This is a genomic window from Dolichospermum circinale AWQC310F (assembly GCF_000426925.1).
GTDB lineage: Bacteria > Cyanobacteriota > Cyanobacteriia > Cyanobacteriales > Nostocaceae > Dolichospermum > Dolichospermum circinale.
This window is the reverse complement of record NZ_KE384670.1, coordinates 73665-90282: the sequence shown is the minus strand read 5'-3', so window position 1 is coordinate 90282 and position 16618 is coordinate 73665. Positions and strand designations below refer to the sequence as shown.

The window sequence follows — 16618 nt, the reverse complement described above, 5'->3', positions numbered from 1 at the left end:
GCCTTTCCTTTTTCTGTCCACTCTTGGAAAATATTTTCCCAATTAAAAGTATGATTTTTACCTTTTACATAAAATAAAATTACATCATGTCTTCTACCAAAAGATTTTTTATAAATTCTCCCCCCTATTTCATAGCACCAAACAATTTCATTTACAAAATCTCCTCCATTACCACAGAAAATAGAATCTAATATTATTTTTAAATAATGACTAGCATTAGGATCACAATGTAAATGAAAACTATTTGAAGTAATTATTTGGAAAAGTTTAAAATATTCTGAATCTTTAGATTTATGGATTGATGATATCCTCAATATTTGTAAAATAGAAATTAAACCTAATTCCAATAATAAATTAAAACAAGTATTTGATATTTTCATACAAAAACCCTGTTTAATCATTCTTAATAACATAGAAACCATTTTTACTAATGGCCAATTTGCTGGACAATATCAACCAGCATATCAAGATTATCAAAAATTTTTCCAAATGATCACAGAAATAAATCATCAAAGTAGTGTTATTTTAATTAGTCAAGAAAAATGCAATGAAATGAATTTTTTAGATCAGCAACTATATCCAGTTAAAAGTTTAGAACTATTAGGTTTCAATGATATTAATATTTTAGACAATCTAGGTTTAAATAATCAAGATAGCTGGTTAAAACTTATTCAAGTTTATCAAGGTAATTCTAATTACTTGAAAGATATTATTACTTTAATTCAAGATGTTTATGATGGTGAAGTAGCTGAGTTTTTAGCAGAAAATACCTTAATTATTACTCAAAATATGCAATCTCATTTTCACGATTTATTTAGCAGACTATCAGCAATTGAACAACAAATAATTTTAGAATTAAGTAAATTAAATCTACCTATATCAAGAGATGATTTAAAACAAAATGTAGCCTTATCTTCTGTGGAATTTGTTAAAGGTTTACAGTCTTTACAACAACGGTATTTAGTCACGAAAATTAAAGGGGATAAAATGTTGTTTAAATTGTCTCCAGTTTTTAGGGAATATTTGATCAACAATGTCAGTATTTTGCTTTAACAAGCTACGTCAAAGCGCAAGCGATAGTTCTTCCTCGTCGGTTTCATTATAACAGGTTTTTTGCGAGTTGTCAAGTATGAAAAAAGTGGAGACATGGCAAAATTTACAGGGTTATGGGAACGCAGATGAACGCAGATGAACGCAGATAATTTGCTTGGGGTTATGAAATTATTTTAGTAGATTATTGTTTTTAACAAGCCGCGTTAAAGCGTAAGCGATAGTTCTTCCTCGTCGGTTTCATTATAACAGGTTTTTTGCGAGTTGTCAATATCATCAATTCTATTTCTGTTCCAACTTAATCCCCAAAACTTGAGTATAAGCACCTCTAGCTTGAGTCACCCCAATTGTCCGCTGGGCTGATTCTATCATCGGCCGACGCAAACTCACTACAATAAACTGTGCTTGTTGAGCCTGTTGTTTAATCATTCTCGCTAATCTTTCCACATTTGACCCATCTAAAAACATATCCACTTCATCAAAGGCGTAAAATGGGGAGGGACGATAACGCTGGAGGGAGAATATAAAACTCAACGCAGTTAAGGACTTTTCCCCCCCAGACATGGAAGCAAGACGTTGGACAGGTTTACCTTTGGGGTGTGCGACTAGGTTTAAGCTACTGTTAAAGGGATCTTCAGGATTATCTAGTTGCAAATAACCGTCCCCATCTGATAAAATGGCGAAAATTGACTGAAAATTTTCGTTTACCGCGTCGAAGGCTTCTTTAAATGCTTTTTGACGTAGGGTGGTAAAGTTTTCAATTCTTAATAATAACTCTGTTCGTTCCCCTTCCAAAGTCTCTAATTTTTCGGTAAGTTCTTGGAGACGACCTTTAACTTTATCGTATTCTTCCAAAGCTAACATATTTACAGGTTCCATGGCCTGTAACCGTTTGCTTAAACTCCGTAATTCTTTTTGTAAGTCCTCTAAATTAACTTTACCAGGAATTTCTGGCAGGGGACTGGGTAATTCTGCACCTAAGTCTCGTAACTGGTTTTGTAGCGCTGTTAAGTCTTCTCGGCGTTTTTCCTGGGTTTGTGCCAGTTTCTCTATTTCCCATTGTAATTGCTGTTGACGCAATAAGAGCGATCGCAATTCTGTTTCTGTCAAATCCCGATTTTTCTTCTCTTCTCCTAAATTTTCCGCCAATTTCTGCAAATTACTCTCATTGACAGCAATTAAATGATTTAATTCTTCAATTTGGTTATTGACTGTTGCTGCTTGCTGTTTACTAGTTGCTTCTTCTTGTTGATATTGAATAACTCGCGCTTGAGATTCTTCTATTTTTTCTTGTAAACGCTGTTGTTGATTTTCTAGATTTTTTAACTGTTGTTGTACATCCCTTAGTGCTGTTTCCCGTTGTTGCAATTCCTGCTCTTGTATTTTCATGGTACTTTGGATTTGTTGCCATTCTTTGGGAGTTTGGGAAGATTCTAAATCAGTTAATATCAGTCTCAATTGTTGTAATTGAGTTTCTTGTTCTGGTAGTTCCCGATTTAAAATTTCTAAACGGGATTGTGCAGTTGTGAATTTTTGCGTATTTTGGGAAAGTTGACTGCGAGTATTTTCTAATTGGGTTGTTAAATTCTTAATCTCTTTATTTAATTGTTCTAAATATAATTGTTGTTCTCTCCTAGCTTGACGTGCTTCCGTTAATTCTTGACTCAGTGCTTTCATGGAAGTTGCTAAAGTATTAATAGCTTCTCCACAACGTTCTAAAATCCGATCAATATCCATTAAGCGAGTTTTTAAATTTCCGACCTCTTCCCCTTCCCCAGTTTCACCTTTTTCAAACCGCAAAGAAGACCGCTGGCTACTACTACCTCCCGTCATTGCTCCACTTGTTTCTAATAATTCCCCTTGTAAAGTGACAATGCGATAGAGTCCGATATTTTTTCGCGCTTGTTCGAGGGTACTAAAAACAACTGTATTACTAAAAACATAAGTAAAAACATTTAGAAAACGGCGATCGCATTCTACCAAATTTACCGCATAATTAACAAAACCATCAGCTAAACGCAGAGTTGCGTCCTGAGTAAATTTAGGGACTTTAATTTTATTCAAAGGTAAAAAAGTCGCCCTTCCTGCCTTTTTTTGTTTTAAGAGTTCAATTCCCGCAGAGGCTACACTATCATCTTCAACGACAATATACCCCAAACGACCGCCAGCAGCGGTTTCCAATGCTAATTGATACTTAGGTTCAACCTTCCCCAACTGCACCACCAAACCACACAAACCGGGCATTTCTGACTGTAAAATTATTTTACTAGCTTGTGTTCCTTGTATTTCTTGTTGGGCTTGAGTCTGTGCTTCCAATTTATCTAACTGACGTTGTTTCTCCCGTTGTTCTTGTAAAAGCCGCTTTTGAGTATCTTGTTGAATTTGTAACTCTTGTTCTGTGGCGGTGAGATTTTCCGCTAAATTCTGAATAGGTAAACTAGCAGCATTAAATTCCGTTTCGACTTGTGCAAATTCAACTTGTTTTTGAGTTAATTCCGGTTGTAAAGTTGCAATTAATTGAGATTGTTCAGAAATCAGCAGTTGTAATTGAGTATTGCGTTCTTGTAATTGAGCTTGTTCCGTGCGTTGAGGTTCAAGAATATGTAGTAAAGATTCTATATTCCGATTTAGTTCCGTTTGTTGTTGTACCCAAGCTTCCGAAGCACTAGCAACTTCCGCCGCAGCTTGACGAGAACTTTCTAAATTTATTACTGCATGATTTCTTTCTATTTGTAGAGACGCAGCATTTAACGTTTCCACATTATGTTTTTCTATTGCTTCCTCCAAAGAGAGTTGATATTGTTGAATTTCCTGATAAATTTGATTTAAACGTTTTGTAGATTCTTGAATAAAAGCTTCTAACTCCTTGTGCTGACGTTGGAGTTGTTTGCGTTCCGCTTCTTGAGTAGCAAGATGAGATTGAACTGCTAGAAGTTCCTCCTCACCCAAAGCCTTAACCCGGAGATTGCGTTGTTCTAGTTCAATATTTTTCTCGTCAATCTGAGTATTAATTATTGTTAACTGACTAGTAAAATCTCTGAAATTGCGATCGCCTTCTTCAACCTGTAAAAGCAGCTTTTCCTGTTGTAATTGGAGAGAACGCCAAGATAGAACCGCTTCCCAAGATTGCTTTTCCAGAAATTCCGTCCGTAGCTGTTGATACTTTTGAGCCTTAACCTGATCTTGATAAAGTCGCTCAGATTGTACAGTTAATTCATTCTGAATAATACGACAACTATCTTCCCGATCCTTAACCTCATCCAAAGTTGACCTAGCTTGAACAATCCTACGATCATAAGTTGCCACCCCGGCCAACTCATCAATAATTTCTCGACGTTCGCGGCCATTCATCGAGATAATACTAGTAACATCACCCTGTAGAACCACATTATAACCTTGAGGATAAATCCGCAATCTCTGCAAATCCTCATGTAACTCAGTCAGAGTACAAGGTACACCATTAATATAATAATTAGACGTATAACCACCCTGTTGAGACACCCGCAAGCGACGGGTAACACTCCAGTCAGAGGATTTTGGACTGTGGACTGTGGACTTTGGATTTTCTTCCTCCTCTTCCTCCTCCCTCCGCGCCTCTGCGCCTCTGCGAGAGACATCTAATGTTGGATTTTCTTGCGCTACTTCCTCCCCTTCCTCCCTCTGCGCCTCTGCGCCTCTGCGAGAGACATCTAATGTTGGATTTTCTTGCGCTACTTCCTCCCCTTCCTCCCTCTGCGCCTCTGCGCCTCTGGGAGAGACATCCGAAATATCAAAAGTTACAGTTACACTAGCTTCCAGTGGTGAACGTCCCTGATGTTTTTGAGCGTTATTAACTAAATCCGGTAAACGTTCCGCGCGCATACCCTTAGAACTAGACAGGCCTAAACAAAACAGTAAAGCGTCAAGAATATTTGATTTCCCAGAACCATTAGGACCAGATATGACAGTACAACCTGGTAGTAGAGGTACAGAAGTAGTACCACCGAAGGACTTGAAATTGGTAAGTTCAACGCGCTTGACGTATACCATTATAGAACTAATTACTGTAAACTCGTAAAAACTGGGTATTGTGGATCATCATAGCATACTTTTTGCTATTTTCGCCGTTCATCTTAGATAATCTTGGATAATTTTATGCAAATTCAAACACCAGATTGGGTTAAACACGCGGTTTTTTATCAAATATTTCCCGATAGATTTACCAGAAGTCAGCGTTCCCGTTCCAGCTTTTTAAATAATAGTAATTTAGAAGCTTGGGATGCTATACCGACAATTCAAGGTTATAAAGGGGGGGACTTATGGGGAGTTTTAGAATCATTAGATTATATCCAAGATTTAGGGGTTACTGCTATTTACTTTACGCCCATTTTTCAATCTGCGAGTAATCATCGTTATCATACCCATGATTATTATCAGGTTGATCCAATGTTGGGAGGAAATCAAGCTTTGAGAGAGTTGCTAGATGCTGCCCATGATCGTAATATGAAAGTTGTCCTTGATGGTGTTTTTAATCATTCTAGTCGCGGGTTTTTCTTTTTCCATGATGTTTTAGAAAATGGCTCTAATTCTCCTTGGGTAAATTGGTTTAAAATTGAAAACTGGCCGCTTGCTCCCTATGATGGTAATTTACCGGCTAATTATGTTTCTTGGGCTGGTATTCGCTCTTTACCAACTTTTAATCATGATCATCCAGACGTTAAAGAATATATCATGAAAATTGCTGAATATTGGCTAGAATTTGGCATTGATGGTTGGCGTTTAGATGTACCCTATGAGATTAAAACCCCCGGTTTTTGGCAGGAATTTCGTCAACGAGTTAAAGGTATTAATCCCCATGGTTATATTGTGGGTGAAGTCTGGTCAGATGCCCGTGAATGGCTCGATGGTACACAATTTGATGGGGTCCTTAATTATTTATTTAATCAGGCTGTCCTAGCCTTTGTAGTGGGCGATCGCATCGTTTTAGAAGAAGTTAAATATAACAGTTATTATCCCTATCCTGCCCTAGATGCGGGTGAATATGCTACTAAAATTCAATCCCTTTTAGAACTTTATCCCTGGGAAATTCAATTAACTCAATTAAACCTGCTTGGTAGTCATGATACATCTAGATTAATTACCATTGCTAATGGCGATCAAACTAGTGTAGAATTATGTAATTTGCTATTATTTACTTTTCCTGGTGCGCCGAGTATTTATTATGGTGATGAAGTGGGTTTACCCGGAGGAAAAGATCCTGATTGTCGTCGTGTTTTTCCATCAAAATCTAACTGGAATGAGAGTATTTTAAATACTCACAAACAATTAATTTCTCTCCGTAATAATTACCCAGCATTGCGAATTGGTAACTATCAGATTCTCTACGCAGCAGCAACAGTTTACATATTTGCAAGAACCTTAGAAAATCAAGAATTAATTATTGCTGTGAACGTGGGAACTGAATCTATAACAGTGAATATAGATTGTAGTAATTTGCAAAATCGGTCCAATCAAGTTTTATTTGGGAATGGAGATATATCATGGAAATGCGATCATCTTTGTTTAACTATTCCCCCTCGTAGCGGCTTGATTTTACATTGATGCCATTTTTGATTCAAAATCTAAAATCTAAAATTTAAAATTGGATGATATTTTTGATAAAAATGTGGGTAGTCTAATAATGAGGAGGAGTGCTGGAATTTAGACAACAGCAGTTTTTAATATGACCAAATCAGAAAATGATTACTTAGTTCAGCGTGGTAAACAAATCGAGAGAAAGAAAAGAATTATTACATATATTGGATTAGTTTCATTTATTGGTTCAATGTTATTTGGGGGGCTAAATTTTCTCCAACAGACTTGGCAAAAACCGCAACAACCTGTAGTAAAATCGGTTGAAACTGATTTACAAAAACAAATTAAGGGTTATGAATTGGTTTTACAGCGTGAACCTAATAATCAAACAGCACTGGAAAAATTGTCTATTCTGCGGTTAAACTTGGGAGATAAACAAGGAGCGATCGCTTTGATAGAAAAGTTGGTAAAATTACATCCAGATAGACAAGATTATCAAACTGTTTTAAGGGACGTAAAGAAAAAAACTGACAACTGAATTAGAAATTTGATTCAGGGTACTAAGTTCTCGTCTTGTTCCACTAGCTGGTAAAATTTGTTGTGAATTTGTCGTTTTTCCCACAATTTTAGATACAATCTATAAACTCAACATAACCCTAACTTAACCAAAATGACAGGCACTACCACCCCTACCCTTCAACTCCCTGAACTCCTAGCACCCGCTGGTAACTGGGAATGCGCGAAAGCAGCCGTAGAAAATGGTGCAGATGCGATTTATTTTGGTTTAGAAAAATTTAACGCGAGAATGCGGGCTGAAAATTTCACAGCAGCAGATTTACCGGAGTTAATGGAATTTCTGCACCTGCGGGGAGTCAAAGGCTATATCACTCTGAATACCCTGATTTTTCCCCAGGAACTAACGGAAGCACAGCAATACCTCAAAACTATCATTTCTGCTGGTGTTGATGCTATCATCGTTCAGGACGTGGGTATTTGTCGGCTAATTCGTCATCTTTCCCCGGACTTTCCCATACACGCTTCAACGCAGATGACTATAACCAGCGCTGCGGGGGTACAATTCGCTAAATCTTTGGGTTGTCAACTAGTAGTTTTAGCGCGGGAATGTTCAATTTTAGAAATTAATAAAATTCAAGCACAAATATTATCAAAAAATACTGCTTTACCCTTAGAGGTTTTCGTTCACGGTGCTTTGTGCGTCGCATATTCTGGACAATGTTTAACCAGCGAAGCATTAGGAGGACGTTCCGCAAATCGAGGAGAATGCGCTCAAGCTTGCAGAATGCCTTATGATTTAATTGCTAATGGGGAAGTTGTGAATTTAGGTAATCGCAAATATTTATTAAGTCCTCAAGATTTAGCAGGTTTGGAAGTTTTACCAGAATTAGTCAAATCTGGAATTACCTCTTTAAAAATTGAAGGACGTTTAAAAACACCAGAATATGTTGCTAACGTAACTCGCGTTTATCGTCAAGCTTTAAATCAAATTATCAAAACTAACATAGAGACATTTTCTCATAGAGAAAAAGACCAATATAATTTAGAAATGGCATTTTCTCGCGGACTATATACAGGTTGGTTTGAGGGAATTAATAATCAGGAGTTAGTACATGGAAGATTTGGTAAAAAACGGGGTGTTTATTTAGGAGAAGTGACTCGGATTAGAAATGCAGAAATAACAGTCAAATTAGCAGCACCGGTTAAACCGGGAGATGGGATTGTTTTTGATTGTGGACACCCCGAAAGAAAAGAAGAAGGGGGAAGAATATATGCAATTATTAAAAATGGTCAAGATACAATATTAACCTTTGGGAGAAATGATTTAAACTTCCATAATATCCATATAGGTGATAAAGTTTGGAAAACCAACGATCCAGAATTAGATAAACAAATTCGTCAAAGTTATACCGGAGAAAATCCCCAATTTACCAGACCGATTAATATAGAAGTATATGGAGAAATTGGAGAAAAATTAATAGCTATATGTGGTGATGAATTGGGTAATATTGTTCAGGTAGAATCAGAAATATTTATAGTCAAAGCACATACAAAACCCCTCTCTAAAGAAAGATTAAAAGAACAATTTGGACGCTTAGGAAATACACCTTTTCATTTAGAAAATTTCATAGATCATCTCAACGGTAATATTATGTTACCCGTGAGTGAATTAAACCGAATGCGTCGGGAAATAGTCAGGAAATTAGAAGAATTGAGAAGTAAACCCAAACTTTGGGAATTAAATCATCACGCAAAATGGCAAGATTTAATTATTTCTAAGTCTACTATTTCTAAATCTACAGATGTTTCCGCGTCTCCTACCTTGATTGTTTTAGTCAGAAATATCGCACAATTAAAAGCAGTATTAACAGCAAATATCAAAACCATATATTGTGAATTTGAAGATCCACGCAACTATAAAGCAGCGGTAAAAATGGTGCGAGAATCTCAAGCAGAAATCAGCATTTTCGTTACACCACCTCGCATAACCAAACCCGGAGAAACCTGGATTTTAAAACAAGTTCAGGCTTCTCAAGCTGATGGTTATTTAATCAGAAATTATGATCAATTAGAATACTTTACCACAGAAAGATGTATTGGTGATTTCTCTCTAAATATTGCTAATCCCTTAACCGCAGATTACTTTAAAAACCGCTTTAATTTAGAAAGATTAACAGCATCTTACGACCTAAATATTAACCAACTTGAACATTTAATTACCAATTATCCAGCGTCAAACTTTGAAGTCACAATACATCAACATATTCCCATGTTTCACATGGAACATTGTGTATTTTGTGCCTTCCTATCTACAGGAACAGATTACACCAATTGCGGTAGACCTTGCGAAACACAAGCAGTTACAATCAGAGATAGGGTGGGTAGTGAACACATTCTCAAAGCAGACGCAGGATGTAGAAATACAGTATATAATAGCACAGCACAAACCGGGGCGGAATATGTACAACGGTTGATAGAATTGGGTTTAGAAAACTTCCGCATTGAATTTGTCAACGAAACACCGGAACAAGTACAAAAAACGATACAAAGTTATCAAAAATTACTTCAAGGGGAAATGACAGGTTCACAACTGTGGCAAAAATTAAAATTACAAAATCAATTAGGTGTGACTCGTGGTGCTTTAGGAGTAGTATGAGTATACCGCAGGAAATACTGTGAAAATGATAGCAGAAAATGTGAAAATATTACAATATTATATTTAGTATGAACTTAGGATTTGAAGGTAAAAGCGGAATATAATACAGCAGTTGCGGGAATTAATGGCTGTTTACAAGCTATGCAGTTATATGAACATTTACTGCCAATAATTGGTGAAGAAGAAGTATAATGTTTTTGGTGAATGCAGGGTTTTTCTGTGTTCACCTAATTAAGATTTTTTTCACGCAGAGGCGCAGAGCCGCAAAGAGGAAGAAAGATGGAAGAGAAGTTTTAAATTTTAGATTCTGAACAAAGTGATGTTGTGATTGATTTTGATGGTTATATTTTTAAAGCCAGTCAATTAGATATAGCTTTATCAAAAGTAATCTTAGATAGGTGAATTTATGTTACAATTAATAATTAAGGTTCTGTAATTGCTGATGAATTAATTAATTTTGGTCAATCTTCCTGGCATAATTCTATTTTAGAATATGCGGTTTACTACTCTCAAAAAGTCAACCAAGATTTTCACGAATTTTGTCAATCAATATAAACAAAACCCCACCCATTCCCATACCTCCAGAAGTCAGAAACTACGTTTTTCAAAGAGATACAGCATTTCCCGGTATTATGAAGTACAGATATTAATGATAAAACTCTTGTGGTGCGGGCATCTTGCCCGCACAAGGTGTACCTCACTCAAAGCTACTTGCTGTAAATATCAATGTCAAAGCTGCTGCGGTGACATTTTGACACCTAGCCAAACCAGACCATCTTACCTCTTACCTCCGTGTTCTCTGTGCCTCTGTGGTTAGATAAATGCCTTTAAACCACTTAGTTATCCCCTCAGCTAAGGTACTCGCCATTTTCCGCTGTGCTTGGGGATTCACTATCTCCTCAAATTCATAGGGATTACTCATAAAACCCAATTCCAATAATACCGCAGGTGCGACACTGGGACGAGTTAAGGCTAAATTATTCCAAAATACACCATAGTTAGGTTTACGGAGATTGGTAACTACGTAATTTTGTAGAAATACCGCCATGCTGTGGGACTGGGGATGATACCAAAAAGTACCAAATCCTTTAGTATTTTCCGCATCACCATTATCCGGTAAAGAGTTATGATGGATGGAAAGAGCGATCGCTGGTTCTTCTGTATTAATAATTACCTGACGTTCTACCAAAGATAGGTCTCGATCATCTTCTCTGGTCATTACCACTTTAGCGCCGCGCTTTACCAATTCATCCCGTAGCAATTTAGAAATTACCAAATTTACATCTTTTTCTAAATACCCATTTGGTCCACTAGCGCCAGATTCTTTACCACCATGGCCTGGATCAAGTACAATTTTAATGCCAGATAAAGGTCGATGTTTTCTCTGGAGAAAATGGGGGGGATGACGTAAAGTTAAAACTAGAGTTGTATTGTCATATCTCAGCTTATAACCCCACTGTTGGAGCTTTTTGAGGTTAAAGGTGTATTTCACCTGTTTAGGGCTTACCTGCTGCCAATCTAGGCGAGAAATTAGGGGGTTATCATCTAGGCGAATTGTGTCTGTTTGGGCAGTAGTATTGTAAAGGGTGAGAGTGAAGAAATTATTTCCCTGTTCTACACTCACAGGAACAGGAGTTTCTAAGGGAAAAATCATCTCTGTGGCTGTATTTAGTTGCCGATAGCCGACACTCCGAATCACCGTCTGTGGTGCAACCGCACCTGCTATAATTTTAGTTTCTTTGCTATTAATCCAAGCACCATAGTCTAAACGCAGCCATTTACCTTCTTTACCTGTTACCGTCGTCATAGTTCCCTTAGGTAAGGGTGTCAGTCGTGAATAATCTGTACCAGGTCCTGTGCGAGTAACGCCTGATTCTGATGTAATTTCTGCAACTGCTAACTGTGCTGGGGACAGAATTTCGATTTTTCCTAACCCAGTTTGAGTTATTCTTTGATCATGCAGTTGTAAATTAAATTCAGGTTTTCCTAAATCAGCAGCATTTGTGACTGTTGTACAACCTTGGTATTTGCTAATACTAGAACGATTAGGCTGATTGAAACCTGTTAAAATACTCGAATTAGGAGGTAATTGTGCAAATGATGGTTGAGGTAAAAGGGCAATATTTTGATTTACTAGATTTTGACTTACTAGATTAACCCAGACAGTGGCTTGAGGCGGCGCAACTGCACTAAAACAAATTAATTCTCCTGGTAATCTGGTAATATCCACGGCGGGGGTCAAGGAATTTTTAGCGAAGCCTAAACCTTGGGGTAACTCAGGTTGGGTAGATACCCTGTTAATTTTAATCTCTCGTTCTTGATTTTGGTAACGGACTTTAAATATATTTTCTCCTAATTGCAAGGGAAAACTGGGGGAAAAATGCCCAGACTGACTACGTTTAATCACTTTACCATTAATTAAAACTTGTCCTGTCGGCGGCGCAGTACCAATAAAAAATATTTTTTCTGTGCTGGTTTGGTAGTTTGTGGGGGGAAAAACTACTAAAAGTGATTCTCGCGCTAATGCAACCCAGGAGGTGAATAAAAAATTAAATAATACTAATCCTAAAAGTTTTTTCATGGACAAATACAAGGGTGATCAGAGTAAAAACTGTGGCAAAATGGGGAAGATGAAATAAAACATCAATTCATCCCGCATACAAGCTTTTAAAACCGTCTACACAAATTCTCACTAGGGACGAAAATCTATTTTTACAAGTTACTAGCAATTGAAAATACTATGACTAAGTTTATCTTTGTGACTGGAGGCGTTGTTTCCAGTATTGGTAAAGGCATTGTAGCAGCAAGTCTGGGTCGTTTACTCAAATCTCGAGATTATTCCGTTTCCATTCTCAAACTTGACCCCTATATTAACGTTGATCCAGGTACAATGAGTCCTTTTCAGCATGGGGAAGTTTTTGTTACCCAAGACGGTGCAGAAACGGACTTGGATTTGGGACATTATGAACGGTTTACGGATACATCCATGTCTCGTCTAAACAGTGTTACTACTGGCTTAATTTATCAGTCGGTTATTAATAAGGAACGCCGAGGAGACTATAATGGCGGCACTGTTCAAGTAATTCCTCACATTACCAATGAAATTAAAGACCGAATTGTCAGAGTTGCTAAAGAAACTAATCCTTCTGCGGTAATTACAGAAATTGGCGGTACAGTCGGTGATATTGAATCACTACCGTTTTTAGAAGCAATTCGTCAATTACGCAAGGAAGTCGGCCGGCGCAATGTTCTATATATGCACGTTACTCTATTACCTTGGATTGCTTCAGCAGGGGAAATGAAAACCAAACCCACTCAGCACTCTGTTAAGGAATTGAGATCAATTGGCATTCAACCAGATATTCTAGTATGTCGCAGCGATCGCCCTATTCCTGTAGGTTTGAAACAAAAGTTATCAGAATTTTGCGACGTAGCTGTAGAATGCGTAATTCCTGCCCCAGACGCTCGTAGTATCTATGAAGTACCAGTAATTTTAGAACGGGAAGGACTAGCAGAACAAGTCCTTGATTTGTTGCAAATGGAACAACGTCAACCCAATTTACAAGAATGGGAAACTATGGTAGAACGAATGTATACTCCCAAATACAGTGTCGAAATCGCCATTGTTGGTAAGTATGTCCGGTTAAGTGATGCCTACCTTTCCGTAGTTGAGTCGTTACGTCATGCTGCTATTGCTACCCACGGCGATTTGCGTCTGCGGTGGGTAAATTCTGAAGCCCTGGAAACTGAACCAGCAGAAAACTATTTATCCGGTGTAGATGGTATCATTGTTCCCGGCGGTTTTGGTAGTCGAGGCATAGATGGGAAAATTGCGGCCATTAAATACGCCCGCGACCGGCAAATTCCCTTTTTAGGGTTATGCTTAGGAATGCAGTGTTCTGTGATTGAATGGGCTAGAAATGTCGAAGGCCTATCTCATGCCAATAGTGCTGAATTTGATCCAAACACCAATGATCCGGTTATTAATCTTTTACCGGAACAACAAGACGTAGTAGATTTAGGCGGAACAATGCGCTTGGGACTTTATCCCTGTCGGATACTTCCTAATACCCTTGCTTTCCAACTTTATCAAGAAGAAGTTATTTATGAACGCCACCGTCACCGTTATGAGTTTAATAATGTTTACCGGAGTCAGTTATTAGATTCTGGTTATCTGGTCAGCGGTACATCTCCCGATGGTAGACTGGTGGAAATAGTGGAATATTCCCAACACCCATTTTTTATCGCTTGTCAATTTCACCCCGAATTTCAATCTCGCCCTAATGCACCTCATCCTTTATTCAAAGGATTTGTAAACGCTGCCATCTCTCAAGCCCATTCTACTACCAATATCCCAAAACCCCTAAAAGTCTCTTAATTTTCCATTGTTAGCATTGTCAATGCTAATTTAGCAGCACCAACCATTCCCGCTGCATTTCCTAATTCTGCTGGAAGAATTTGTAACCCTGCGCGGGAAGTTGGTAAAACCCGTTTTTCGATTTCTGCTTGTAATGCGGGTAAGAAAAACTGAAAACTCCCACTCACACCACCACCAATAATAATTGCCTGGGGTGTCAGCACATAGAGTAAACTTGTTAAACCTCTTCCTAAATCTTTACCATATTCTTGCCAAAAAGTCAAGGCTTCTTGGTCTCCAATTTTGGCAAGTGCGCCTAATTCCGCTGGTTCTTTGCCTGTACGGCGACGGATAGAAGCAATGGAAGTATATTGTTCTAAAGAACCTTGATTGCCACTATTGCACATTGGTCCATCAGGATTTAAGGTAATTAAACCTAATTCTGCTGCTGCACCTTGATGTCCCACAAATAATTTACCATCAAGAATAATTGCCCCACCAACTCCAGTCCCCAAGGTCAGTAAAATCAAATTGGGGAAATTGCGGCCAGCACCTAACCAAGCTTCTCCTAAACCAGCACAATTAGCATCATTAGCCAAAATTGTCGGTTTACCAGTTTTAGCTTCTAACCAATCTGCCAAAGGTACATTATTCCATCCTACCAGATTAATAGCAACTTTGGCAACTCTTCCCGCAGCATCAGCAGGTCCAGGAGTACCTAAACCGATAGCGGTAGTTTCCTGATTAGGGTCAATTTGCGCTATGGCATCTACTATAGCCGATAATACAGCTTCAGGTGTTGCAGGTTGGGGAGTATCTACAGATAAAGATTGCAAACAGTTACCATTTGCTGTAAAACGTCCCAACTTAATCCCAGTTCCTCCTAAATCAATACCAATTACTTGTTTTGTCATTAGTCAGTTGTCATTAGTCAGTTGTCAGTTGTCAGTGGTCAGTTGTTAGTGGTCAGTTGTTAGTGGTTAGTGGTTAGTGGTTAGTGGTCAGTTGTTAGTGGTCAGTTGTTAGTGGTCAGTTGTTAGTTGTTAGTGGTCAGTTGTTAGTGGTCAGTTGTTAGTGGTCAGTTGTTAGTGGTCAGTTGTTAGTTGTTAGTGGTTAGTGGTTAGTGGTCAGTTGTTAGTGGTCAGTGGTCAGTTGTCAGTTGTTAGTGGTCAGTTGTTAGTGGTCAGTGGTCAGTTGTCAGTGGTCAGTTGTTAGTGGTCAGTTGTCACCACTTCTATTGATTTTTGCTGATAACTTGTACCTTTGCAAATGGGTATGAAGTTTTATGTACCTGTTGCCAATCTGTAATTGGACTACCTTTTAAAATACCAGATAAAGCTAGAGAAAGCACTAAGCCACCTGTAGCAGCCGCAATTAATGTCATATTATCGTTCACAATCATCTCTCAGGTTGTTATTTGTTAATTGTCTTTGATTCATTGTCAATTGTTGCTTATCCATTGCCAATTGTTTTTGATTCATTGCCAATTGTTGCTTATCCATTGTCAATTGTCAATTATTCTTTCTTTTGAGACGAGGATTAACAAATTCATTTAATCCCTCACCAAGTAATGATAATCCAACCACTAAAGAAGTCATAGCTAAACCAGGAAATAGAGTAGTCCACCAAATACCTGTAGGTAATGCTTCTAAAGCCTGTTTTAAATCATATCCCCATTCTGGTACTTCTTCAGGTAATCCTAACCCTAAAAATCCTAACCCGCCTAAAACTAAGATAGCATCTGCCGCATTGAGAGTAAATAAAACAGGTACACTTTGAATGACATTTAAAAACAGATATCTTGATAAGACAACCCAAGTAGAAGCACCCATGGCTTGTGCCGCTTCGATATATACTTCAGTTTTGACGCTGACTGTATGATTACGAACGACCCGATAATATTGGGGAATATAGGCTATACTAATAGCGATCGCTGCATTTAAGATTCCTCTTCCGACCACAAAAGCCAATGTTACTGACAGTAATAAACCTGGCAGAGTATAAATACTATCCATGAGAAATAATAGAGCTTTATCTAATTTTCCTCCCAAATAACCGCTTACCATCCCCAATGGTACACCGATGATCATGCTCAAAGATGTCGCTAAAGTCACAACTTGCAGCGCGGCCTGAACACCAAATACACTACGGGAAAAGACATCATAACCTAAACGACTTGTTCCAAACCAGTGTTGAGCGGAAGGTGCTTGATGAATAGGGTGAGAAAGAAATTCCTTGGGGTTTTGTAACCAACCCCAACTTTGAAAAACAGGAGCAAAAAAGGCTAAGAAGATGAAAAAGAGAGTTATACCCAGACCAATTTGCATTAATCCCTGAGATAGACTAGGATTTTTCGTAAATTTCCAGAAATTTGGTAATCGCTTTTTTGTAATGGTCATCTAAACACCGGCTTGCTAAATTTGATTAAGTAGGTGAGTGGAAAAAACCCGACACAAGTAACGAAAAGTAAAGTTGCGCAAAACCTC

General features: G+C 37.9%; 10 protein-coding genes and 1 pseudogene. 5 read left to right on the top strand and 6 right to left on the bottom strand.

All coding sequences use genetic code 11. The annotated features are described in order from the left end of the window. Positions 1–380, bottom strand: a pseudogene (locus ACIR310F_RS23545) (hypothetical protein); the annotation flags it as partial. Between the two features lie 109 nt (positions 381–489). Between ACIR310F_RS23545 and ACIR310F_RS21720 the strand changes: the two are divergent. Next, the gene (locus ACIR310F_RS21720) at positions 490–1053 is read left to right on the top strand and encodes a hypothetical protein (RefSeq protein WP_051289486.1); all 564 of its coding nucleotides are present in this window, start codon (positions 490–492) and stop codon (positions 1051–1053) included. 279 nt (positions 1054–1332) lie between these two features. On the opposite strand, the gene smc is transcribed toward ACIR310F_RS21720, so the two are convergent. After that, positions 1333–5079, bottom strand: coding sequence for a chromosome segregation protein SMC (gene smc / locus ACIR310F_RS0105890; protein WP_028083007.1), 3747 nt, complete (start codon positions 5077–5079; stop codon positions 1333–1335). A 105-nt stretch (positions 5080–5184) separates the two neighbouring features. Between smc and ACIR310F_RS0105885 the strand changes: the two genes are divergently transcribed. The 3 genes from ACIR310F_RS0105885 (at position 5185) to ACIR310F_RS0105875 (ending at position 9775) form a co-directional block, all read left to right on the top strand. Beyond that, positions 5185–6630, top strand: a complete 1446-nt coding sequence (locus tag ACIR310F_RS0105885; protein ID WP_028083006.1) for a glycoside hydrolase family 13 protein — start codon at positions 5185–5187, stop codon at positions 6628–6630. A gap of 121 nt (positions 6631–6751) precedes the next feature. After that, a complete protein-coding gene (locus ACIR310F_RS0105880) occupies positions 6752–7141 on the top strand; it encodes a tetratricopeptide repeat protein (RefSeq protein ID WP_028083005.1) in 390 nt (129 codons plus the stop codon). Between the two features lie 132 nt (positions 7142–7273). Further along, positions 7274–9775 carry a U32 family peptidase gene (locus tag ACIR310F_RS0105875; RefSeq protein ID WP_028083004.1) on the top strand — a complete coding sequence of 834 codons (2502 nt, stop codon included), beginning with the start codon at positions 7274–7276 and terminating at the stop codon, positions 9773–9775. Between the two features lie 784 nt (positions 9776–10559). Here the strand turns inward: ACIR310F_RS0105875 and ACIR310F_RS21715 are convergent. Beyond that, positions 10560–12356 carry an N-acetylmuramoyl-L-alanine amidase gene (locus ACIR310F_RS21715; RefSeq protein ID WP_051289485.1) on the bottom strand — a complete coding sequence of 599 codons (1797 nt, stop codon included), beginning with the start codon at positions 12354–12356 and terminating at the stop codon, positions 10560–10562. 159 nt (positions 12357–12515) lie between these two features. On the opposite strand from ACIR310F_RS21715, the gene ACIR310F_RS0105860 reads away from it, so the two are divergent. Further along, complete coding sequence (locus tag ACIR310F_RS0105860; RefSeq protein WP_028083003.1) at positions 12516–14153, top strand: CTP synthase; 1638 nt, start codon at positions 12516–12518, stop codon at positions 14151–14153. On the opposite strand, the gene ACIR310F_RS0105855 is transcribed toward ACIR310F_RS0105860, so the two are convergent. The 3 genes from ACIR310F_RS0105855 to ACIR310F_RS0105840 form a co-directional block, all read right to left on the bottom strand. Beyond that, complete coding sequence (locus ACIR310F_RS0105855) at positions 14150–15046, bottom strand: ROK family protein (protein ID WP_028083002.1); 897 nt, start codon at positions 15044–15046, stop codon at positions 14150–14152. The two genes, ACIR310F_RS0105860 and ACIR310F_RS0105855, sit on opposite strands and share 4 nt — an antisense overlap. A 320-nt stretch (positions 15047–15366) precedes the next feature. After that, positions 15367–15528, bottom strand: coding sequence for a hypothetical protein (locus tag ACIR310F_RS26070; protein ID WP_196803169.1), 162 nt, complete (start codon positions 15526–15528; stop codon positions 15367–15369). Between the two features lie 115 nt (positions 15529–15643). Continuing rightward, on the bottom strand, positions 15644–16531 hold the full coding sequence (locus ACIR310F_RS0105840) for an ABC transporter permease (RefSeq protein WP_028083001.1): 888 nt from the start codon (positions 16529–16531) through the stop codon (positions 15644–15646). Positions 16532–16618 lie beyond the last annotated feature (87 nt).